This window comes from Hathewaya limosa (assembly GCF_030815255.1).
GTDB lineage: Bacteria > Bacillota > Clostridia > Clostridiales > Clostridiaceae > Hathewaya > Hathewaya limosa.
On record NZ_JAUSWN010000001.1, the window covers coordinates 270,583 to 292,753 of the forward strand.

The following is a 22,171-nucleotide window of genomic DNA, read 5'->3' on the forward strand; positions in this document are numbered from 1 at the left end:
TAACTGAAAATAAAATATGGTAGTATAAATATTGTAATTATATTATATATGCGTGAGGAGAAAAATACAATTAGAAAATTAAGAAAAATATCAGAATTTTTCAAATATGCACAAAAAAAGTTGAAATATAGGTTTCTTGTATATTATGAAAAACGGTTTTATAATATACTATAAATTAAATACTTAAAGGGAGGACTTTTGATGGGATTAGGTATATTTTTAGGTATATCCTTAGTTATAGTTAACTTAATGTTAGCTGGGGCATTAATATTTTTTGAACGAAAAGATCCCACTACAACTTGGGCATGGCTTTTTGTAATTATATTCTTACCTATAATAGGATTCTTAATTTATTTGGTATTTGGTCAAAATATGACTAGAGAAAAGTTATTTAAATATAAAATTGTAATTGATGAAAGAAAAAAAGAAAGTTTTGATAAAATAAGAGAAAAATACAAAGATGATATAAGTACTTTAGAAAACATAGATATAATTCACATGAATTATAAAAATTGTAGAGCAGCTTATACTCAATTAAATGAAGTAAAACTTTTTTATGATGGAGAGGAAAAATTTAAAGGTCTTTTTAAAGCCTTAATGAATGCAAAGGAATTTATACACATGGAATATTATATCATCCAAAATGATGAAATGGGTAAGACATTGATTAATATTCTAACTAAGAAAGTTAAAGAGGGAGTCGAGGTAAAATTATTATTTGATGGAATGGGTTCCTATAAAATTAATAATAAAAAATTTCTAAAAGAATTCGTAACAAGTGGGGGAAAATATGCGGTATTTTTTCCAAGTATAATAGCACGAATAAATAGAAGAATAAATTATAGAAATCATAGAAAGATTGTTGTTATAGATGGTACAACAGGATTTTTAGGTGGCTTTAATGTAGGAAATGAATATGTAAATAAAGATAAAAAAATAGGTTATTGGAGAGACACTCATTTACTTATAAAAGGAGAAGCTGTAAAGGATTTAGAGGAAAGATTTTTATTAGATTGGACTTATGCAGCACATGAAGATATAAAAAATGTAAATAAGTATTTCTGTATTGATGATAGTATAAAAAATATAGTAGGTATGCAGATTGTTTCCAGTGGTCCAGATCATAAAGAAGAGTATATTAAGAATGCATATGTCAAAATTATAAATAATGCAAAGAAATATATATATTTACAAACACCTTATTTTGTACCAGATGAAACTGTACTACAATCATTAAGAATAGCTGCATTGTCTGGTGTAGAAGTGAAAATTATGATACCAGGAAATCCAGATCATAAATTTATGAAATGGGCAGCTAATTCTTATATAGGGGATTTATTAGATGCCGGAGCTAAAATATATTTATATGAAAAAGGTTTTATACATGCTAAAACTATTGTTTCAGATGATTTGGTATGTAGTGTAGGAACAGCTAATATGGATATTAGAAGTTTTAGGTTGAATTTTGAAACCAATGGATTTATTTATAATAGCCATATTTCACAAGAGATGAAGAAAATGTTTGAAGTAGATATAAGGGAAAGTAGATTTGTTACTAAAGAAGATTATATCAATAGAAGTAAATGGAGTAAAATAGCTGAATCTATTGTTAGATTGTTATCACCTATACTATAAAGAAATATATAAAATTATTTATAATAAAAAACATTCTACACAAACATAGAATGTTTTTTATTATATTAACCTAAAATTCTACATTATAAATTTAAAGTTTCATATTTTATAATTTTTTGTAAAACATAAATGCCTTACATATATCATTAAAATTATGTTTAATAAGAATTGAATAAACAATTCCCCTTAATTCATATACAGATGTATTTTCATCTTCTTTTCTTATATTATTTAAAATAGATTTTACATCACTTAAAATAATATTTAAATCACTTTGAGTTAAAACAAATTCTATATCCCTTGCTGAATTTTCTAAACTAACTTTAATTTTTTCAGGATTAAATTCTTCTAAATCACCAGAGCGTTTTAAAATTTTCATGAGATTATCTCCTTTTCTATAGGTATATAAATACGTGAAATATATAAATATAGTATATGATTTAACTAAAAAAATAAAACGGTTTTACTAAAGTTAAGAGTTAATTTATATTTAATATAAATTAAAAGTTATAAAAACTATCTTGACATATATTAAAAGTACGTTATAATTTTAAGAAAGATTAATATTTAAATAAAGGCTATGAAAAAGAGGAGTAAAATTGTGAAGTATTAAGAGAGGAAAACTCAATTGGGCTGAGAGGTTTTCTATAGGAAACAATTTGAAGGTAGCTTTGGAGCTTTTCTACTGAAATAATAGTAAGTAGAAACGGTAATAAAATTATCGTTAAAATATAAGAGTCTAGAATTTTTAAAAATTCCTACTGTTTAATGAAGATAATAGGGGTTTAAAAATTTTAGAAATTAAGGTGGTAACGCGCGCTGTCGTCCTTTTGAAGGATGACAGCTTTTTTATTTTATAGAGAATATATGTATATACGAAAGGAGAATATAATTATGGATGAAAACAAGAATATAGCAAAAACTTATGATCCGAAAGAATTTGAAGACAGATTATATGCTTGGTGGGAGGAAAAAGGATTTTTTACTCCGGAAATAGATAAAAATAAAAAACCTTATTCAATTATCATGCCACCACCAAACATTACTGGGCAATTACATCTAGGGCATGCTATTGATGATACATTACAAGATATTTTAATTAGAACTAAGAGAATGCAAGGATATTGTACTTTATGGTTACCAGGCCAAGACCATGCAAGTATAGCAACTGAGGTTAAAGTTGAGAATCAAATTATCAAAGAAGGCTTAGATAAGAAAAAAATGGGAAGAGAAGCTTTCTTAGAGAGAGTATGGCAATGGTCAGATCAATATAGAAATAGAATTAGAACTCAAGTTAAAAAATTAGGTTGTTCAGCTGACTTTACAAGAGAAACATTTACTATGGATGAAAATGTAAGTAAAGCTGTTAGAAAAGTATTTGTTAAGTTATATGAAGAAGGTTTAATTTATAGAGGAAATAGAATAACAAACTGGTGTCCTAAATGTATGACAGCAATTTCAGATGCTGAAATCGAATATGAAGAACAAGAAGGAAACTTTTGGCACATCAAATATCCAGTAGTGGGATCAGATGAATTCTTAGAAATAGCAACTACAAGACCAGAAACATTATTAGGAGATACAGCAGTTGCAGTTAATCCAAATGATGAAAGATATTCGCATTTAATTGGTAAGAAATTAATGTTACCACTTGTTAATAGAGAAATACCAATTGTTGCTGATGATTATGTTGATGTAGAATTTGGAACAGGGGCAGTTAAAATAACACCAGCTCATGATCCTAATGATTATCAAGTTGGGGTAAGACATGATCTTCCACAAATAGTTATTTTAAATGAAGATGGAACTATAGTAGAAGGCTATGGAAAATATTCAGGTTTAGATAGATATGAAGCAAGAAAACTTATGGTTGAAGATTTAAAAGAACAAGGTTTTCTTGTTAATATTAAAAAACATGTTCATAATGTAGGAACTCATGATAGATGTGGAACAACAGTAGAGCCAATGCTTTCAAGACAATGGTATGTAAAAATGGAACCACTTGCAGAACCAGCTATAGAGGTTGTTAAAAATAAAAAAGTTAAATTTATTCCAGAAAGATTTGATAAAATTTATTTTAACTGGATGGATAATATTCAAGATTGGTGTATTTCAAGACAATTATGGTGGGGTCATAGAATTCCAGTTTGGTACTGTAAAGATTGTGGAGAATTAACAGTTGCTATGGAAGACCCATGTTGTTGTTCAAAGTGTGGAAGTAAATCAATAGAACAAGATAAAGATGTATTAGATACATGGTTTAGTTCAGCATTATGGCCATTTTCAACTTTAGGTTGGCCAGATAACTCAGAGGATTTAAAATATTTTTATCCAACTTCTACATTAGTAACAGGATATGATATTATATTCTTCTGGGTTGCTAGAATGATATTCTCAGGACTTCATAATATGGAGGATATCCCATTTGAAAATATATTAATTCACGGTATTGTTAGAGATAGTGAAGGAAGAAAAATGTCTAAATCTCTAGGAAATGGTGTTGATCCATTAGAGATCATAGATAAATATGGTGCTGACGCATTAAGATTTATGTTAGTTACAGGGAATGCACCAGGTAATGATATAAGATTCTATGAAGAAAGAGTTGAGTCAGCTAGAAATTTTGCAAATAAGATTTGGAATGCTTCAAGATTTGTTATGATGAATCTTGATAAAGAAATAATGGATAAATACAAAGAGTGTAAGAACTATTCAATAGCCGATAGATGGATCTTATCAAGAATGAATACTGTAGCTAAAGAGGTTACTGATAATATAGAAAAATTTGAAATAGGTATTGCTGTTCAAAAGATTTATGACTTTATGTGGAATGAGTTCTGTGACTGGTATATAGAACTTGTAAAACCAGTATTCTTCTCAGATAATGAAGAGGCTAAAGGTGTAGCATACAATGTATTAAACACTGTTTTAACTACAGGACTACAATTATTACATCCAGTAATGCCTTATATCACAGAAGAAATATACACTCATTTAGATACAGAATTTGAATCAATTACAATTTCACAATGGCCAGAATATAGAGAAGAATTAAATGATAAAGAAGCAGAAGAAAAAATGAATTATGTAATTGAGGCTATTACAGCTTTAAGAAATGTTAGAGCTGAAATGAATGTTCCGAATTCAAGAAAAGCTAAACTTATGATTTATGCTATAGAAGGAATAGAAGCATTTAAAGAAGGTTCTATGTACTTCGAAAAATTAGCATCAGCAAGTGAAGTTACTTTCTTAGGATCAAAAGAAGAAGCACCAGAAGATACAGTTTCAGTAGTAACAAAAGGTGCAGAAATTTATATGCCATTACTTGATTTAGTTGACCTTGAAAAAGAGCTTGAAAGATTGAATAAGGAAAAAGAAAAGTTAGCTAAAGAAATAGATAGAGTAGAGAAAAAACTTTCTAACGAAAGATTTGTTAGCAAGGCACCAGAAGCTGTTGTTAATGAAGAGAAAGAAAAAGGTAAAAAATATAAAGAAATGTACGATTCTGTAATAGAAAGAATTAATAGTTTAACAAAATAATTAGTTCTGTATATATTATAAAAAATAATAGTAAAATATGATAAAAAGTCGTGACTTCTACAAAATTATTTGTTAGTATAATAATGTAAAAAGTTACGACTTTTATTTTAATGACTATTTTAATTTATAAGTAGTTTTTTTATTTGTTTTTTATATTTTTGGTAGGAGGTACAGTTTCGGATTTTAAGGATTTATACAAGGATATACATGCAAATAACATTATAAATATAAATGGGAATGCCGATGCTACAGAGGCAGTTTGTAAAGCATTAAGTCCACCAGCTAAAAGTAGGGCAGTGGCAAGTAAAGCTTGTACAATTCCCCAAATTATTTTCTTTTTACTAGAAGGATTTAAATCACCATTAGATGTAAGCATACCTAAAACAAATGTAGCTGAGTTAGCTGAAGTTATAAAGAATGTGCAAAGTAGAACTACAGCAATTAATGAAATAATTATTCCCAAATTATAATTTTTCATTACAGCGAAGAAAGCAGTTTCAGGTGTAGAAGCTATATTTTTTAGTGCATCTAATCCTAATTTATGTGTAAAACCAAGATTTAATCCAAGAGTTCCGAACACTCCAAACCAAATAATTGATGCTAATGAAGGTGCAAATATTACACCAAGGATAAATTCTCTTATAGTTCTTCCCTTGGAGATACGAGCTATAAATGTACCAACAAAAGGAGCCCAAGCAATCCACCATGCCCAATAGAATATTCTCCAAGAATTTAACCAACCATTGTCACCAAAGGCTTGGATAGATAAACTATCAGGAATTATAGATGATACATATATTCCAAAATCATTAAGTGTTGAATTTACGATTTTGATAGTTGGTCCTATTAAAAAGGATAAAATTAATATTCCAAATGCTAAATATAAATTAACATCTGATATAACTTTTATACCTTTTTCAATTCCACTTACAGCAGACCAAATAGTTATTATAGTAACCACTAGGATTATTATAACTTGAACTAAGTGAGTATTAGGAATCTTAAACAAATAGTTAAGACCACTATTTATTTGCAATGTACCTAATCCTAAAGATGTAGCAACACCAGCAACTGTAGCTAATACAGCTGCAATATCTATAAATTTACCAATAGGGCCTTTAACACCTTTTTCACCTATTAAAGGGGTGAAAATACTGCTAATTAATCCAGGTGAATTTTTTCTAAATTGAAAATATGCTAGTGCTAAACCTATAATACTATAATTAGCCCAAGGATGGAATCCCCAGTGCATGAAGCAAGATTTCATTGCAAAATGAGAGGCTTCTAATGATCCTGGAGTTATACCACTAGGTGGATTTGTAAAGTGAGATATAGGTTCCGCTATTCCCCAAAATACTAATCCAATTCCCATACCAGCTCCGAATAACATAGCAAACCAAGATATAGTACTATATTCAGGAACGGAGTCATCTGGTCCAAGTTTTATGTTCCCAAACTTACTAAAAGCTAGCCATAGAGCAAATAATAAAAATATAAATAGCGATAATAAATATGCCCAACCAAAATTAGTGGTTAAAAATTTAAGAAGTTTATTTGCAGCAGCAGAGAATCCTTTTTCAGATACTATAGCCCACAATGCAATAACAAATGTAACTATAAGAGATATATAGTAAACATCTTTACCACTAGAAGTTTTCTTACTTATAGTTGTTTTCATTCAAATCCCACCAATCTATTATTTTATATTTAAAACTTGAGGGTTAGAATTTTACTTTGAATGTAGTTTGTTCTGTTATATCAGTAGCAAGTGCATCTAATGCAATACCAACTCTATGATAACGTAATTTCCATTGTTCTTCTTTAGAAGTAGAAGGGTCACCAAGAGGATAAGGTATAGATATAGTAGGAACTATTCTGTTAGCACCAACTGTTTTTGCTACAGGAATTAAGTTAGCCATTTGAACTATAGGGAAACCTGCTTTTTCAAATTCTTTTACCATTGTTGCACCGCAACGTGTACAAGTTCCTCATGTAGATACCATTATAATACCATCTACATTATCTTGTTTTAACAAAGGCACTATCTCATTTGCCATTCTAGCAGCTTCAGCTTGAGTTGTACCAGTTCCAACAGTAGAGTAGAAATAATCATGAAGTTTACCGATTTTTCCTTCTTTTTCATATGCTTTTAATGCATCAATAGGTGTTATGACATCAGGATCATTATCAGCGGCAGCAGGATCGAAACCAGCATGAATAGTTTTATATTCTCCACCTTTTAATCCATCACAATTAGAAATATCATATTTTCCCCATCTAGTAGCTGATGCAGATTGAATTCTATCAGGATTATCTACAGGAACTATACCACCGGTATTAACAAGAGCTATTTTAGCTTTGCTTAAAACTTTTATGGCAGGGGCTATAGGAACCCTATCTAATTTAGGTATAGGTAATTCTGTATTATAAGGTTTATCTTGTAATTTACAAAGTAACATTTCTACTGCTCTATTACAAGCTTGAACGTTATCTTTTCTCCAAATTTGATGTCTAATACCACGAGTATAATATCCTTCTTCTTCGGCACCTAGGTTTTCTTCACCATTTAAAAGTTTATTACCGAATTTAGCCATAGCAGTTATATCAGATCTCATTTTAGCAGCACTATGACCACCTTTAAATACATACATATCTTTTTTAAACATTTCTACACCAGGATTTTCTATATGCATAGAAGTTATTACTGGCACGTTAAATTTAGCTTTTATAGCTTTACAAATTTCACCACAAGCTACTCCATATCTTCCAGCTTGGAAAGCAGGTCCAGCAAAGAAAATATCGAAATCCTTATCCTCTAAAAATGATAATATAATTTTTACAGCTTCTTCAGTATTAGACCCCATAAAATTATCACCACATATTATAGTGTGAGTAACTTCAGCATCTAAAACTTTATTAAGTTGGATTGCAGGGCCAATTAATCCTTCCTCTATAATAGGAGCAAAATCTGCCTTATCTTCACCACCAATTTGTCCGAAGAATTGGTTTACATACATAATTGCTTTTTTCATAGTATTGCCTCCTTTAGTAAGTTAAATTAAAATTCTTTCATAGTTTTAGTAGACCAACCGATTATTTGGTCTCCACAGAACATAGCATTATTTTCAAGTATTATAGAACCATCTTCTTTAACGGAAGGTCCAAGAATTTCATCATTTGACCACCCACCAGAAAGACCATCTCTTCCTAGAGCTTCAAGTTCACCAATTACTGTTTTCATTGGAGGAAGTTTTATTAATTCAGAAACATTACCTGTAGATACCATAGCAGTTATTTTTTCATCAAGAGTAACAAGTGGTTGAGAATTACCATCTCTTCCAGTACATTCATTAGTAAGACCTACAGTTTTTACACCTACATCTTCAAGTGCAACTAAACATGCTACATAGTCTGCATCCGGATTACCATAACCTTCTTCGGATACTATAGCACCATCAGCTCCTAATGATTTAGCCATTTGAGCAACAAATATAGCAGCTCTTTCTTTTTGTTCTAATGCAACGTTTAGATTAGACATTATAATTCCTAAGAAGTTTAATGTTTTTCCATGTTCTTTGTAAAGTCTTTTTAGAGTTGGATTATTTTGATAATCATAAGTGCTCCATTTAGAAGAGCAAGGCATAAAGCTTCCTGAAACTAAGGCACCATCTAAAATTTCATTTGGATGCATAAATGTTGGAAGCATTCTGTTAGCATCCCATCCATATACTAAAGTATTGTATCCTATTTCCTCCATTTGAGATTGAGGTTGCATTACATATACAACTTTAGGAAGAGAAGATAATTTTTTAGCATTTTCAGATACTGAATCAAGTTCAAAAATATCTGTATCTTCTGGTGTTAAATCTTTAACACAATTACCTATAAATTCTGCTAGACGATGGCCAGCTCTTCTTAATGCATTATTTTTCTTTTGTTGTTCTCTCTTTTCAAATTCTTCATCAGTATCAGCGACTAATACTATGTTTTGAAGTTTTGAGAAGTAAGTATATTTAGCACCTTCTCCAGACATGTCAATTAATCCATCTTGGAAGCCACCCCAGTGTTTTCCTACTACTAAAACACTACAATTTTTTAAAGCGTGAGATTTTCCATTTCCACAAGGAACTAAATCACCTGTATAACCAGGGAATAGTGAATTACCATTTAACTTAACCCTAGGCTCTATTGCTTCTTTAACAGGACATAATCTAACTTCATCACCAGGTTTAACTATATACAACTCAGCCTCAGTTATGTGTTCATCTTCTTTAATAAAATTAAGTGCTTCTTCTTTGGCGATTGTTAAAGTACCATTAGAAAAAGATAGCTTGTCTCCAAAGATAATGTTTTTAACGTAAAAGTTTCCGATTTCAAGTTTCAAATCAAACACTCCTTTCAAAATATCAGTTATTTTAAGTTAATTTTAAATAATTCCCTTTAAAATTGTGAAGAAAATAAGGACTTTTTAGAAAATTACTTATTTTATAATCATGATTATATCACCAATATGATTATAATTCAATCAAAATTGTGAAAATTAAATCAAATGAGGTTATTTGAATATTAAATAGAATTTATAAGGAATTTCAATACTTTATGTAATTTTGATAAATCATGATTTATTGATATAATATTTTTGCAATGATTTCTTTAAAGGGTGTGGTGAATAATTATGGATAAAAAAGAAATTCAAAAAAGAAGAATGATGAAATATTTTATTGAATCTACTAATGAAATAATAGAAAACGAAGGTATAAAAAATGTGACTATTAGAAAAGTTGGAGATATGGCTGGGTATAATAGTGCAACTATATACAATTACTTTGATAATTTAAATCATCTGATTTTTATGGCATCTATGAAGTATTTAAAATCATATGCTGAGGATTTATATAATTACACTAAAGATTCTAAGGATTCATTAGAATTATATTTTGATGTATGGAAATGTTTTGCATATCATTCATATTTAGAACCAGAAATATATAACCTTATTTTTTTTGGAGAATATTGTTCAGATCGAATTAATAGTTCTATGAAATTATATTATTCTATCTTCCCAGAAGAATTGGGAGAAGAGACAAAGCAGTTTCTACCTATGTTTTTAGAAAATAATATTCATCTTAGAGATTATGAAATTCTAAAAAAAGCATCTAAAGATAATTTTATAAAGGAACAGGATTTAAGGGATATAAATGAAATGAATGTATTAATTTATCAAGGTATGTTAAGTAGAATGTTAAAAAAGAAGTGTGATTATACAGTTGAAGAAGCTGTAGAAAAAACTATAAAATATATAAAAAGAACTATAGAAGCTTATAGAATTTAGGATATTTTTAGTGGTATACTTTAAGTAGTATATAAATAGGAGTAGATGAAAAATGAATTATAAAGAAGCTATAGAGTATGTTGAAAATACAGCGAGATTTGGTATGAAGTTAGGACTTGAAAGAACAGAAAGAATTTTAGAACTTTTAGATAATCCTCATAAAAAGATAAAAACTGTACATATAGCTGGAACAAATGGAAAAGGATCTACTACAGCTATGATAAATAGTGTATTAGTAGAATCAGGATATACGGTTGGTATGTATACTTCACCATATATTGAAGAATTTGAAGAAAGAATGCAAGTGAATAATAGATGTATAGAAAAGGATGAGTTTGCTAACCTTATAACAGAAATATCGGCTATAATTGCAAGGGTTATAGAAGAAGGATATGGTGAACCAACTTATTTTGAAATTATAACTTGTGCAGCTTTTTTATATTTTTATAGAAAAAATGTAGATTTAGCTATAATAGAGGTGGGATTAGGGGGTAGACTAGATTCCACTAATGTAATTATACCTGAAGTTAGTGTTATAACATCTATAAGTTTTGATCATATGAATATTCTAGGTAATTCTTTAGAAGATATAGCCTTTGAAAAAGGCGGGATTATAAAAAAACATATACCTTTAATATTATATCCTCAAAACAAAAGTTGCGAACAAGTTTTACAAAAGTTATGTGATGAAAGAAATTCTTCAATGATAAAAGTAAAAGATGACGATGTAAAGTTTTTAAATAACATAGAAGAAAAAGGTAGAGTAAAACAGTTAATTGAGGTTAAAGGAAATAAAAATATATATAATATTAAATTAAATTTACTTGGAAAACATCAATTGTTAAATTGTACTGTTAGTATTTATACTTTGGAAAAATTGATTGATTTAGGTTATAAGATTACAAAAGAAAGTATAGAAAATGGATTAGCCAAAGTTAGATGGTTAGGTAGAATGGAGATAATGAACAATAATCCTATGGTTGTAATTGATGGAGCACATAATATTGATGGGATTAAAAGTTTAAAGGATAGCATAGATACGTATTTTAAATATAATAATATTATATTGATTCTTGGAATTTTAGCAGATAAAGAAGTCCATAATATGGTGAAGGTTATAGCACCTATAGCGAAGAAAGTAATAACAGTAACTCCACATAGTGAAAGAGCCAAACTTGCTCATGAATTGAAGGATGTTGTTTCAGAATACAATTCAAATTGTGTTTCCATAGAAAGTTATGAAGAAGCATATGAAAAGGCTTTAGGTTTAGCTAAACAAGATGATTTGATTTTAATAAGTGGATCATTATATATGATAGGTGATATGAGAAAGATTATAAGAGGATTTAAATAATAATATTTAATGGAAAAGTAGTTATTTCAAAAGGGAAAATATTTTCTTTTTGAAGTAGCTACTTTTTTATTATAAATTATTTAATCTGCTCTTTTAAAGCATGTGCAAATTGATCAGGACAAGAAGTGCCTTTATTGTGACAATCGATACCTTCTAATCTTTTAATAGCTTCATCAACATTCATACCTTCTAAGAGACTGGAGATACCTTTTAAGTTTCCTTCACATCCACCTATAAATGAAACATTAGTTATTTTGCTATCTTTAATATCAAACTGTATCTCCTTAGCACAGACACCTGTTGGCTTATATGTAAACATAATAATGTCACCCCTTTATATAAATTTTCATATATTATTTTATATCACCTTTTAAGTTTAGGCAAGAAATATAAGTATTTACTATAGAAGGGAGGGAAACAAGTGAAGAATATATATATATGTAATACTTATTCAGATTCTATATCTCAAATTAATTTAAAGGAATTTAAAGAAGAGAAAAAAATTAAATTATCATCAAAAGGTAGGGTAGGTCCCCATGGAATATGTAGATATAAAAATTATTTAATAACAGCTAATAATTTTAGTAATGATATTACACTTATAAATTTAGCTAGTGGAGAAATAAACAGTTATTATATTGGTGCTAATTGTAATGATATAAAGGTATATAATGAAAAGGCATATATTGCATGTGGTGATACAAATGATTTAAAGATATTTAATCTAAGAGAAAAAAAATTAGAAGAAAGTATTCCATGTGGAGCATGTCCTCATAGCGTAGATATAAGTGAAAAGTTAAAGTTATTAGTGGTTTGTAATATGGTTAATGGAACTTTAAATATAGTAGATCTTAAAGATAATTTAATAATAGATACTATAAAAGTAGGGTATTATCCTACAAAGTGTATTTTAGGTGAAAATGATGAACATATTTTAGTTACCAATAGTGAGCTCGGAAGATATAATGTAGGAGATATAAAAATAATAGATATGAAGCTTAAATATATTAAAAGTGTCAGTGTAGGTAAGGGGCCTGTAGATTTATTTAATAAAAACAATAAAGTGTATGTGTCAAATTTTGAAGAAGGAAGTATAAGTATTATAGATATGAGCAATTTAAAGAATAGTAAAAAAATAAACTTAGGAGGAATGCCAAAAGGAATTTTAAATATAGATGATAAATTATATGTAGGAGATTATTATAACAGTTTATTATATAAAGTTGATTTGATTAAATGTAATATAAGAAGGATATATATTGGGAAAGAGCCCAATAGTATGATATTGGTTTAATTATCATCTATTAAACTCTTAATAATAGTATCATATAATTGGGCTGAGTTTTCCTTCCATCTAACACATAGGTCTCTAGCTTGTTTATTGGATGGAACCATAAGATTTATTTCTATAAGTATAGATTCATTTTCATGAGCACCTAAGGTAACAATAAAGTTATTACTCTTTTCTATAGTGTAATCAGCAGTTATTGTTATCTGCTTTTTTATATTATCCATGTGTTTTTCTAAATAGATATTAATTCTTTCAATTTTATTTTTGGAAATTCTATTGAAAAACATATTTAAAACTTTTTTGCCTTTACTAGTTATGCATAGGCGTATTTTATCATCTTTTTCTATAGTTTTAATAAAGTCAGAAGAATTTAATTCAAGTAGATACTGCTGTAAATTAAAATAATTTAAAAAATTGTTTTCCAATACTATTTCTGTTAATTGCAAGTTTGATATAGGCAATTTAATTTCATTTATAATATAGAGTATTAGAAGTTTGTTCTCAGCAAGTTCTAATGTATCGTTTTTCATTATATCCCTCCCTTGCTAGGATTTAATAAAAAGATAATAAACTTTTTAAAAACTAGTTTCAATAATTATTCTATCATACTACGTTAAATTAATGAATATAAATTTAATGATAATTTGTATAGGAGGGAAAAAATATGAAACTAAAAAGAAACTCAATAGTCTACACAGGTATTGGAATATGTTTAGTATTAGTTTTCTGCTTAAGTATAGGCATAAAAAATAAATCTTTTTCAGTTTTTGCTAAAGATAATAGAAGGTTGCCTATTTATTGTGTAGATACAAAAGATAAAAAAGTAGCTATTTCTTTTGATGTAAATTGGGGAAAAGATAATTCACAAAAGATATTAGAAACCTTAGATAAATATAATGCAAAGGCTACATTCTTTGTAATGGGATGCTGGGTAGATAAGTATCCTGACAAACTAAAGTTATTACATGAAAAAGGACATGAAATAGGTAATCATTCTAATTTACATCCTGATATGAGCAAGATTTCTAGAGATAAAGTAGTTCAAGAAATTGCAGTTACTGATGCAAAAATTATGGGGGTTACAGGGGAAAAGACTAAGTTATTTAGATTTCCTTCAGGTGCATATAGCAATGAATCTATAGAAGCGGCAGAGAGTACACATCATAAATGCATTCAATGGGATGTAGATAGTGTAGATTGGAAAGAAAAAGGTTTAGATATAGAGTATAATAAAGTTATAAAAAAAGTAAAACCAGGATCAATAATATTATTTCATAATGATGCTAAGTTTACACCAGAAAATCTTCCAAAAATCTTAGAAAAATTGAAGAATGAAGGATATAAATTTGTAAAAGTTTCTGATTTAATCTATAAAGATGAGTATTATATTGATTCTACAGGTAAACAAATAAAGAATGAAGATTAATTAAATAAATTGAATAGACAATAACTATTTCAAAATATTATGTGAAATATATTGAACTTTTGTAATCAACTGTATTATAATGGAAATGTAGTTATAAATATAACTAAAATAACAAATATTATAAAAAAGGGGTTATATTAATTTAAAGTTTATAATATAATCTATTATAAAAATTTAAAAAACGAAGGGAAGAGGGGCTATAATGGACAATTTAATGAGTAATAATAACATTTATTTAGAGGGGACTGTTATTTCAAACTTAGAATTTAGTCATGATATGTATGGTGAGGGTTTTTATTCCTTCTACATAGAAGTTTCTAGACTAAGTGATGCTAAGGACAAGTTAAATGTCACTATATCAGAAAGATTATTAACAACTTTTGATGTAAAAATTGGGGCAGATGTAATTATTGAAGGTCAATTAAGATCTTATAATAAATATGTGGATGGAGCTAATAGATTGATTCTAACAGTATTTGCTAGAGATATATATGAATGTACTGAAAGAAGTAAAAATCCAAATCAAATCTTTTTAAATGGTTTTATATGTAAGAGACCAGTATATAGAAGAACACCTTTTGGAAGAGAAATTGCTGATATGTTGCTAGCGGTAAATAGACCCTATAATAAATCAGATTATATTCCAACAATAGCATGGGGAAGAAATTCAAGATATTCTAAGACTTTAGATGTTGGAGATAATATAAGAATTTGGGGTAGACTTCAAAGTAGAGAATATCAAAAGAAAGTTGGAGAAGATGTAATTCAAAAAATGGCATATGAGGTTTCTATATCTAAAATGGAACGTGTGGATGATGATGGAGAAGTTGAAGGTTTAGAAGAAAACTCAGATGATAATTTTGTAATTACAGAACAAGATATAATTTAAGATATAATTTATATTGTTTAAATAAATGGCTATCTCTAAATAAATATTTAAAGATAGCCATTTTTAACAAAACCTATTTTCTTAAATCATCTAGAATTTCAGTTTTGCTCTTAGTCTTTACATCTACAGTCTTAACTATTTTAGCAGGTGTTCCAGCTACCACTACATTTTCAGGTACATCTTGAGTTACTATTGAACCGGCAGCTACTACAGAATTAGAGCCAATTTTAACTCCTTCAAGTATCACGCAATTGGCACCTAATACTACATTGTCTCCTATTTCTGAAGGAGATTTGCTAGGTGGTTCTAAAACTCCGGCTATAACGGCACCAGCACCAACGTGACAACGTTTACCAACTTTTGCTCTAGCACCGAGTACGGCATTCATATCTATCATAGATTCATCACCAATTTCAGCACCTATATTTATAACTGCGCCCATCATGACAACTACTTTTTTACCTATAGATACTTTATCACGAATTAATGCACCAGGTTCTATACGTGCATCAAGTTCACTTAAGTCAAGTAAAGGAATTGCAGAATTTCTTCTATCAACCTCTAATCTAAAGTTCTCAATTTTATCTTTATTCTCTTCTAGAAATTTTACTATATTACTGTTTTCACCAAATAATATGTACAAGTTACCATTACTAAAAACCTGTATGTTTTCTAAAGAAAGATTCCCTAAATTTCCTTGAATATAAGCTTTACAAGGAGTAGATTTTTCGGCTTCTTTTATATATCTTGCTATTTCATATGGATCAGTTAAATTATAATTCATTTTAATACTCCTTTCACAAAATTATTTATCATAACTATATTTTTACACAAAATATGAAAAATAAACATTAGTAAATTTGAACTACATATTATTTTACCTTATTTTATGTAAAAAGAGCAACCTAAATATAAAAATTATTGAAAGAAAATGAGAATAGATTTACAATACATAGTAAGTAATATAAGAATAGAGAGTTAAGGTGATTATATGGAAAATTTAATTTCTAAACAGGTGAGAAAAATTGAAATATCAGGTATAAGAAAATTTTATAATGAAGTTGTAAAAGTACCAGGAGCTATATCTTTAACTTTGGGAGAACCAGATTTTCAAGTTCCTAAGATTGTAAAAGAATATATGATTAAAGCAATAGAAGATGATAAAACAAGATATACAGCTAATGCTGGAATTTTTGAATTAAGAGAACAAATAAGTTTATATCTAAGAAGTTTAGGAATTAAGTATAGTGAAGATGAAATTTGTGTTACTGTAGGGGGAAGTGAGGGATTAAATTCTGTATTTTTATCTTTAATAGATAAAGGTGATAAGATATTAATTCCAAATCCAGCTTATCCAGCTTATGAAAGTTGTGTTAAAATAGCAGGTGGAGAAGTTGTGAATTATTCCTTGAAAAATGATTTTACTATAGATATAAAATCTTTAGAAAAAGAAATAAAGTTACATGACCCAAAAGTATTGGTATTATCATTTCCTACTAATCCAACTGGTTCTGTATTAACTAAAGAAGATTTACAAGAATTACATAAGATAATAAAAGAACATAATATAATTGTAGTAAGTGATGAGATTTATGCCTCTTTGATATATGAAGAAGAATATTATTCTGTAGCTCAATTGGAAGATATTAAAGAAAAAATTATTTTAATTGGTGGTTTTTCTAAGATGTTTTCTATGACTGGATTAAGAGTAGGATATGTATGTGCATGTCCTCAACTTATGAAACATATAATGAAGGTACATCAATATAGCGTATCTTGTGCTACATCGATTTCGCAATGGGGAGCCTATGCAGGTTTAAAGTATTGTATGAATGAAGTATATGCTATGAGAGATGAATTTAAAAAGAGAAGAGATTATGTATATGAAAGACTTTTAAATATGGGATTAGAGCTTGTTAAACCTAAAGGTGCATTTTATGCATTTCCTAGTATAAAAAAATTTAGTAATGATAGTTTTAAATTTTGTACGGAATTATTACAGAAAGAAAAGGTGGCCATTATACCAGGAACTGCTTTTGGAAGTTTGGGAGAAGGATTTGTTAGGATATCTTATTCATACTCCATGGAAGAATTAAGATTGGCATTAGATAAGATGGAGAAGTATTTGCAAACTTTAAATAAATAAAAGAAGTGGGGTAATTAAAGTGTATGATTTTGATCAAGAAGTAATAAGGAAAGGTACTAATTCATCTAAATGGGATTCGATTAATACAAAGGAAGATTTAATTTCTATGTCTGTAGCAGATATGGATTTTAAATGTGGAGATTTTATTAATAATGTTATAGAAAAAAAACTTTCAGAGGGTGTGTATGGATATAGTATAATTCCAGATAGTTATTATGAAGCTATAATAAGTTGGAATACAAAACGATATAATTTTAATATAAAAAAAGAAGAAATTTTATTTACTCCTTCAGTTATTCATGGAATTTTATATGCTATAAAGGCTATAACAAATCCTAAGGATGAAATAATAATTCAACCACCTGTATATCATAGATTCCATGAAGTTATAGAAAGAGCAGGATGTACTGTGGTTAACAATCCACTTATATATAAAGATAATAAGTATTTTATGGATTTTGAAGATTTAAAGAAAAAAATAACTTCTAAAACAAAAGTATTAATTTTATGTAGCCCACACAATCCAGTAGGAAGAGTTTGGACAAAAGAAGAATTACAAAAATTAATTGATATTTGTTTAGAGCAAAATATTGTTATAATTTCAGATGAAATTCATAAAGATCTAATTTTCAAAGATAATCAGCATAATGTTTTAAGTACTGTAGATGAGAGAATAAAAGAAAAATGTATTATAACAGAAGCGCCTACGAAGACTTTTAATTTAGCTGGTTTTCAAGTATCTAACTTAATTATATGTAATAAGACCATAAGAGAAAAAGTTCAAAAGGTTTTAGATGATAATTTTATAAATAAACCTAACATTTTTGCTACTAGTGTACTAGAGGCGGCATATAATGAAGGTGAAGGGTATTTAGGAGAATTAAATTCTTATATAGAAAAAAATAAAGAATATGCAGTTGAGTATTTTAAAAAGTATATTCCACATATTAAAGTAGTGGAAACAGAAGGTACTTATTTACTGTGGTTAAATTGTTCGAAATTAGGATTTAATGGGGAAGAGCTTAATAGATTTTTTATAGATAAATGTAAGTTAATTTTAAATAAGGGAAGTATGTTTGGAATTGAAGGGGAAAGTTTTGTAAGAATGAACATTGCATGTAGAAGAAGTTTGTTAAAAATAGCTTTAGAAAATATAAAAAATGCAATTAAGTAATAAAAAAACACCTTGTATTATTGTACAAGGTGTTTTAACTATTAACTATTAACTATATTATCCATATCATATTTGCCAGGTTTTTTATCTTTCATGAATTCTGCAGCCTTTAAAGCACCAATTGCAAATACTTCTCGAGAAATAGCTTTGTGAGTAATTTCAATACACTCACCTTCACCTGCAAATATTACTGAATGATCACCAATAATATTTCCACCTCTTATAGCGTGAATTCCTATTTCTTTTTGATCTCTTTTATGATGTCCTTCTCTACCATATATAAATTCTGTTTTATCTTCAATAGAGTTTTTTATAGTATTTGCAAGTAATAAAGCAGTACCACTTGGAGAATCTACTTTTTGATTATGATGTTTTTCTATAATTTCTATGTCATAATCTCCAAAAAGTTTTGAACTAATTTGTTTTAATAAGGAATTAACTAAGTTTATTCCTATAGACATATTAGCTGAATGGAAAACTCCTACATGATTACTCAATTCATCAATAGCGTTTCGTTGCTCTTCTGAATAACCAGTTGTACAAATTACAACTGGAGTTTTATGATTTTTTGAGTATCTCATAATACTATCTAAACTGCTAGGTCTAGAAAAATCTATGATAACATCAGCACTTATGTCACAGTCTTCAATATTTTTGAAAACAGGATAGTTAAGGTTTTGTTGGCAATTTAAATCTATACCAGCTACTATAGAAAGGTTATCTTTTTTTTGTACACATTCAGTTATCATTTTGCCCATTTTACCAGCACAACCACTTAAAATAATTTTAGTCATTACTATCCTCCTAGATTAAATTACATTTTTTTAATTCATTTCTCAAAATTTCTAAGTTGTTATCTTCCATATCACATAATGGAAGTCTTAAATTACCTACATTCATATTCATTAGGTTTAAAGCAGTTTTTACAGGAATAGGATTTGTTTCTATAAATAATGCATCTGTTAAAGAAAGATATTCTAATTGAAGTCTAAGTGCTTCTGAAACATTTCCATTAAGATAATTAAATACCATATCATGTACTTGCTTTGGAACTACGTTGGCAAGTACAGAGATAACACCTATACCACCAAGAGATAATATAGGAACAATTTGATCATCATTTCCTGAATATATATCTATTTTATCACCACATAAAGCTTTTATTTTAGCTACTTGACTAATATTTCCGCTAGCTTCTTTTACTGCAACTATATTCTTACAAGTTTTTGTAAGAGATAAAATCGTTTCAGGATGAAGATTCATTCCTGTTCTTCCTGGAACATTATATAATATTATAGGAATATTAACTGCAGAATCAATTGCCTCAAAATGTTGAATCAATCCTTTTTGAGTAGTTTTATTGTAATAAGGAGTAATTACTAGTATACCATCTACTCCTATACCTTCAGCCCATTTACACATTTTAATAGAAGCTTCTGTATTATTTGATCCCGTACCTGCGATAACGGGAATTTTTTTATTAACAGTATCTACTACAAACTTAATTGTTTCTTTTTTTTCGGTTTCTGTCATAGTAGAAGCTTCACCGGTAGTACCACATACTATTATTGCATCTGTGGAAGAAGAGAGGTGTAATTCAATTAACTCTTTTAATTTTTTAAAGTCTACACCTTCCTTATTAAAAGGGGTAACTAGGGCAACCCCTGAACCTCTAAAAATTGTCATAAAAAGTCACTCCTTTCTTATTTAATTGTAGGAATTAATAATTCTACAATTTGAACTGCATTAAGAGCGGCACCTTTTCTAATATTATCTGCAACTACCCAAAGGTTTAGTCCGCTCTCTACACTAAAATCTTTTCTTATTCTACCAACAAATACTGGATCTTTACCTGCGGCGAATAGTGGCGTTGGATATACAAGATTTTTAAGATCATCTTGTAGTACTATTCCTTTAGCGTTTTTAAATAATTGGAATACGTCATTTATTTCAAAAGAATTTTTCAATTCTACATTAATACTTTCGCTATGTCCATAAAGTACAGGAACTCTTACAGTTGTGGCTGTAATTTTTAATTCAGAATCATGAAGAATTTTTTTTGTTTCTTCAATCATCTTCATTTCTTCTTTTGAATATCCATTGTCTAGGAAAACATCTATATGAGGCAACATGTTTCCAGCAATGGGATAAGGGAATTTTTTTGGTTCTTCTCCTTTATATCCATCTAATAAATCATTATATCCTCCGATACCTGCACCTGAAACAGCCTGATAAGTTGAATATATAATTCTTTTTAGTCCATATTTATCTTGAAGAGGTTTTAAAGCTACCATTGCTTGTATTGTAGAACAATTGGGATTAGCAATTATACCTTTATGCCAAGAAAGATCTTCAGGGTTGACTTCAGGAACTACTAGAGGTACTTCAGGATTCATTCTCCAAGCACTACTATTATCTACAACTATAGCACCATATTTAGTGAAAATAGGAGCATATTCTAATGAAGTGTTTCCACCTGCAGAGAAAAGTGCAATGTGAATTGTTTTATTTTTTATATTATCTTCTTTTAATTCTTCAACAGTAATATCTTTATCATTAAATTTTAAGGAAGTTCCAGCTGATTTTTTAGAAGCATAAAAATAAATATTATCTATTGGTAAGTTTCTTTCTTCTAGAATACTTATCATTTGTCTTCCTACCATACCAGTTGAGCCTACAACTGCTATATTGAGTTTCATAAAATCCCTCCTAAATATATTTTCATTTATTATTATATAACTTAAAGAGAAAAATTTATATAGTTTTTTACATATCAATATTATATGAAATTATTTAATTTTTGATAAACAAGTATTAAATAATTATAATGCAAATATGAAAGTTATGAATACAAAAGTTGCAAAATACATTTTTAGAAGAGATAAATCAATTCATTTTGTAAAAAATGTTTTAAAAAATCAAAAAAAGTAGAAAACGAATCCTTGCCAAAAGCAAGTAAAACCGAATAAAGTCAATGAAATAGCGCTATAAGAGATTAAACAATAAAAAATTCATTTATATAAAAAAATGAATTTTTTCAAGCTTAATTCAAAATTTTTATAAAATAATGAAAATGAACTGGAGGTATTGATATTATTATATGTCTATTAGAGTATGATGAAAAAACTATGAATAAATAATAAATTAATCAATCTTTTAAAATTTAAATCTATTAAAAAAAATTTAATATATATTTGACATTTTTTTTAAAAGGTGATATAGTTTTAATAATAATTTACACGAAAAGTTGTTTGAAAAATAGTTTTTGGTAAATTTAAAGTTGCAATATGAATGCTAAATTAATATTATTAAAAATAATTTAAATAGTAGGAAAAACTGTACAAGCTTTGCAAAAGCTTAGGTTAATCATGATTTGTAACTATA

General features: G+C 28.1%; 19 protein-coding genes and 1 other annotated feature. Of the genes, 9 read left to right on the plus strand and 10 right to left on the minus strand.

Annotation, left to right across the window (positions count from 1 at the left end; translation table 11 throughout):
* Window positions 1-201 precede the first annotated feature (201 nt).
* A complete protein-coding gene (gene cls, locus QOZ93_RS01220; RefSeq protein ID WP_307354793.1) occupies window positions 202-1,635 on the plus strand; it encodes a cardiolipin synthase in 1,434 nt (477 codons plus the stop codon).
* A 106-nt stretch (window positions 1,636-1,741) separates the two neighbouring features.
* Here cls and QOZ93_RS01225 read toward each other — a convergent pair whose 3' ends face one another.
* Window positions 1,742-2,014: an ATP cone domain-containing protein gene (locus tag QOZ93_RS01225; RefSeq protein ID WP_307354794.1), complete on the minus strand. Its 273-nt coding sequence runs from the start codon at window positions 2,012-2,014 to the stop codon at window positions 1,742-1,744.
* Between the two features lie 192 nt (window positions 2,015-2,206).
* Window positions 2,207-2,468 (plus strand) — a binding site (T-box leader).
* Between the two features lie 61 nt (window positions 2,469-2,529).
* Here QOZ93_RS01225 and QOZ93_RS01230 point away from each other — a divergent pair.
* Window positions 2,530-5,175 carry a valine--tRNA ligase gene (locus QOZ93_RS01230; RefSeq protein WP_307354795.1) on the plus strand — a complete coding sequence of 882 codons (2,646 nt, stop codon included), beginning with the start codon at window positions 2,530-2,532 and terminating at the stop codon, window positions 5,173-5,175.
* A 139-nt stretch (window positions 5,176-5,314) separates the two neighbouring features.
* On the opposite strand, the gene QOZ93_RS01235 is transcribed toward QOZ93_RS01230, so the two are convergent.
* From QOZ93_RS01235 to QOZ93_RS01245, 3 genes are read right to left on the minus strand one after another with little or no spacing between them, the layout of a single operon-like run.
* Window positions 5,315-6,853, minus strand: coding sequence for a glycine betaine uptake BCCT transporter (locus QOZ93_RS01235; RefSeq protein ID WP_307354796.1), 1,539 nt, complete (start codon window positions 6,851-6,853; stop codon window positions 5,315-5,317).
* Window positions 6,854-6,896: 43 nt separating this feature from the next.
* A complete protein-coding gene (gene grdH / locus QOZ93_RS01240; protein WP_307354797.1) occupies window positions 6,897-8,207 on the minus strand; it encodes a betaine reductase selenoprotein B in 1,311 nt (436 codons plus the stop codon).
* A gap of 26 nt (window positions 8,208-8,233) precedes the next feature.
* Entirely contained in the window at window positions 8,234-9,559 is a 1,326-nt protein-coding gene (locus QOZ93_RS01245) for a glycine/sarcosine/betaine reductase component B subunit (RefSeq protein WP_307354798.1), read from the minus strand.
* Between the two features lie 291 nt (window positions 9,560-9,850).
* Here QOZ93_RS01245 and QOZ93_RS01250 point away from each other — a divergent pair, with 291 nt between their 5' ends.
* Together QOZ93_RS01250 and QOZ93_RS01255 are read left to right on the plus strand one after the other, a co-directional pair.
* Window positions 9,851-10,507: a TetR family transcriptional regulator gene (locus QOZ93_RS01250; protein ID WP_111943686.1), complete on the plus strand. Its 657-nt coding sequence runs from the start codon at window positions 9,851-9,853 to the stop codon at window positions 10,505-10,507.
* A gap of 52 nt (window positions 10,508-10,559) precedes the next feature.
* Entirely contained in the window at window positions 10,560-11,861 is a 1,302-nt protein-coding gene (locus QOZ93_RS01255; protein ID WP_307354799.1) for a bifunctional folylpolyglutamate synthase/dihydrofolate synthase, read from the plus strand.
* A gap of 76 nt (window positions 11,862-11,937) precedes the next feature.
* On the opposite strand, the gene QOZ93_RS01260 is transcribed toward QOZ93_RS01255, so the two are convergent.
* Window positions 11,938-12,180 (minus strand): TIGR03905 family TSCPD domain-containing protein, encoded by a 243-nt coding sequence (locus QOZ93_RS01260; protein ID WP_307354801.1) that lies wholly within the window; start codon window positions 12,178-12,180, stop codon window positions 11,938-11,940.
* A 102-nt stretch (window positions 12,181-12,282) separates the two neighbouring features.
* On the opposite strand from QOZ93_RS01260, the gene QOZ93_RS01265 reads away from it, so the two are divergent.
* Window positions 12,283-13,155, plus strand: coding sequence for a YncE family protein (locus QOZ93_RS01265; protein WP_307354803.1), 873 nt, complete (start codon window positions 12,283-12,285; stop codon window positions 13,153-13,155).
* Here QOZ93_RS01265 and QOZ93_RS01270 read toward each other — a convergent pair.
* The gene (locus QOZ93_RS01270) at window positions 13,152-13,682 is read right to left on the minus strand and encodes a DUF4364 family protein (RefSeq protein ID WP_111943678.1); all 531 of its coding nucleotides are present in this window, start codon (window positions 13,680-13,682) and stop codon (window positions 13,152-13,154) included. The genes QOZ93_RS01265 and QOZ93_RS01270 overlap by 4 nt on opposite strands.
* A gap of 134 nt (window positions 13,683-13,816) precedes the next feature.
* Between QOZ93_RS01270 and pdaB the strand changes: the two genes are divergently transcribed.
* Both pdaB and QOZ93_RS01280 read left to right on the plus strand, forming a co-directional pair.
* Complete coding sequence (pdaB, locus tag QOZ93_RS01275; protein WP_111943676.1) at window positions 13,817-14,578, plus strand: polysaccharide deacetylase family sporulation protein PdaB; 762 nt, start codon at window positions 13,817-13,819, stop codon at window positions 14,576-14,578.
* Between the two features lie 202 nt (window positions 14,579-14,780).
* Window positions 14,781-15,467, plus strand: a complete 687-nt coding sequence (locus QOZ93_RS01280; protein ID WP_111943674.1) for a single-stranded DNA-binding protein — start codon at window positions 14,781-14,783, stop codon at window positions 15,465-15,467.
* 73 nt (window positions 15,468-15,540) lie between these two features.
* Here QOZ93_RS01280 and dapD read toward each other — a convergent pair whose 3' ends face one another.
* Window positions 15,541-16,251 (minus strand): 2,3,4,5-tetrahydropyridine-2,6-dicarboxylate N-acetyltransferase, encoded by a 711-nt coding sequence (gene dapD, locus QOZ93_RS01285; RefSeq protein ID WP_307354805.1) that lies wholly within the window; start codon window positions 16,249-16,251, stop codon window positions 15,541-15,543.
* A gap of 207 nt (window positions 16,252-16,458) precedes the next feature.
* On the opposite strand from dapD, the gene QOZ93_RS01290 reads away from it, so the two are divergent.
* Complete coding sequence (locus tag QOZ93_RS01290; RefSeq protein WP_307354806.1) at window positions 16,459-17,613, plus strand: pyridoxal phosphate-dependent aminotransferase; 1,155 nt, start codon at window positions 16,459-16,461, stop codon at window positions 17,611-17,613.
* 19 nt (window positions 17,614-17,632) lie between these two features.
* Window positions 17,633-18,787 (plus strand): MalY/PatB family protein, encoded by a 1,155-nt coding sequence (locus QOZ93_RS01295; protein ID WP_307354807.1) that lies wholly within the window; start codon window positions 17,633-17,635, stop codon window positions 18,785-18,787.
* 41 nt (window positions 18,788-18,828) lie between these two features.
* On the opposite strand, the gene dapB is transcribed toward QOZ93_RS01295, so the two are convergent.
* The 3 genes from dapB to QOZ93_RS01310 are packed head-to-tail and all read right to left on the minus strand — an operon-like array spanning window position 18,829 to window position 21,486.
* On the minus strand, window positions 18,829-19,581 hold the full coding sequence (gene dapB / locus QOZ93_RS01300) for a 4-hydroxy-tetrahydrodipicolinate reductase (RefSeq protein WP_307354808.1): 753 nt from the start codon (window positions 19,579-19,581) through the stop codon (window positions 18,829-18,831).
* A 10-nt stretch (window positions 19,582-19,591) separates the two neighbouring features.
* On the minus strand, window positions 19,592-20,473 hold the full coding sequence (gene dapA, locus QOZ93_RS01305; protein ID WP_111943664.1) for a 4-hydroxy-tetrahydrodipicolinate synthase: 882 nt from the start codon (window positions 20,471-20,473) through the stop codon (window positions 19,592-19,594).
* Between the two features lie 17 nt (window positions 20,474-20,490).
* The gene (locus tag QOZ93_RS01310) at window positions 20,491-21,486 is read right to left on the minus strand and encodes an aspartate-semialdehyde dehydrogenase (RefSeq protein ID WP_111943662.1); all 996 of its coding nucleotides are present in this window, start codon (window positions 21,484-21,486) and stop codon (window positions 20,491-20,493) included.
* Window positions 21,487-22,171: the final 685 nt, after the last annotated feature.

Coding starts and splice junctions, on each gene's coding strand:
- cls (WP_307354793.1), top strand. CDS start 202: ATGGGATTAGGTATATTTTTAGGTATATCCTTAGTTATAGTTAACTTA.
- QOZ93_RS01225 (WP_307354794.1), bottom strand. CDS start 2,014: ATGAAAATTTTAAAACGCTCTGGTGATTTAGAAGAATTTAATCCTGAA.
- QOZ93_RS01230 (WP_307354795.1), top strand. CDS start 2,530: ATGGATGAAAACAAGAATATAGCAAAAACTTATGATCCGAAAGAATTT.
- QOZ93_RS01235 (WP_307354796.1), bottom strand. CDS start 6,853: ATGAAAACAACTATAAGTAAGAAAACTTCTAGTGGTAAAGATGTTTAC.
- QOZ93_RS01250 (WP_111943686.1), top strand. CDS start 9,851: ATGGATAAAAAAGAAATTCAAAAAAGAAGAATGATGAAATATTTTATT.
- QOZ93_RS01255 (WP_307354799.1), top strand. CDS start 10,560: ATGAATTATAAAGAAGCTATAGAGTATGTTGAAAATACAGCGAGATTT.
- QOZ93_RS01260 (WP_307354801.1), bottom strand. CDS start 12,180: ATGTTTACATATAAGCCAACAGGTGTCTGTGCTAAGGAGATACAGTTT.
- QOZ93_RS01270 (WP_111943678.1), bottom strand. CDS start 13,682: ATGAAAAACGATACATTAGAACTTGCTGAGAACAAACTTCTAATACTC.
- pdaB (WP_111943676.1), top strand. CDS start 13,817: ATGAAACTAAAAAGAAACTCAATAGTCTACACAGGTATTGGAATATGT.
- QOZ93_RS01280 (WP_111943674.1), top strand. CDS start 14,781: ATGGACAATTTAATGAGTAATAATAACATTTATTTAGAGGGGACTGTT.
- dapD (WP_307354805.1), bottom strand. CDS start 16,251: ATGAATTATAATTTAACTGATCCATATGAAATAGCAAGATATATAAAA.
- QOZ93_RS01290 (WP_307354806.1), top strand. CDS start 16,459: ATGGAAAATTTAATTTCTAAACAGGTGAGAAAAATTGAAATATCAGGT.
- dapB (WP_307354808.1), bottom strand. CDS start 19,581: ATGACTAAAATTATTTTAAGTGGTTGTGCTGGTAAAATGGGCAAAATG.
- dapA (WP_111943664.1), bottom strand. CDS start 20,473: ATGACAATTTTTAGAGGTTCAGGGGTTGCCCTAGTTACCCCTTTTAAT.
- QOZ93_RS01310 (WP_111943662.1), bottom strand. CDS start 21,486: ATGAAACTCAATATAGCAGTTGTAGGCTCAACTGGTATGGTAGGAAGA.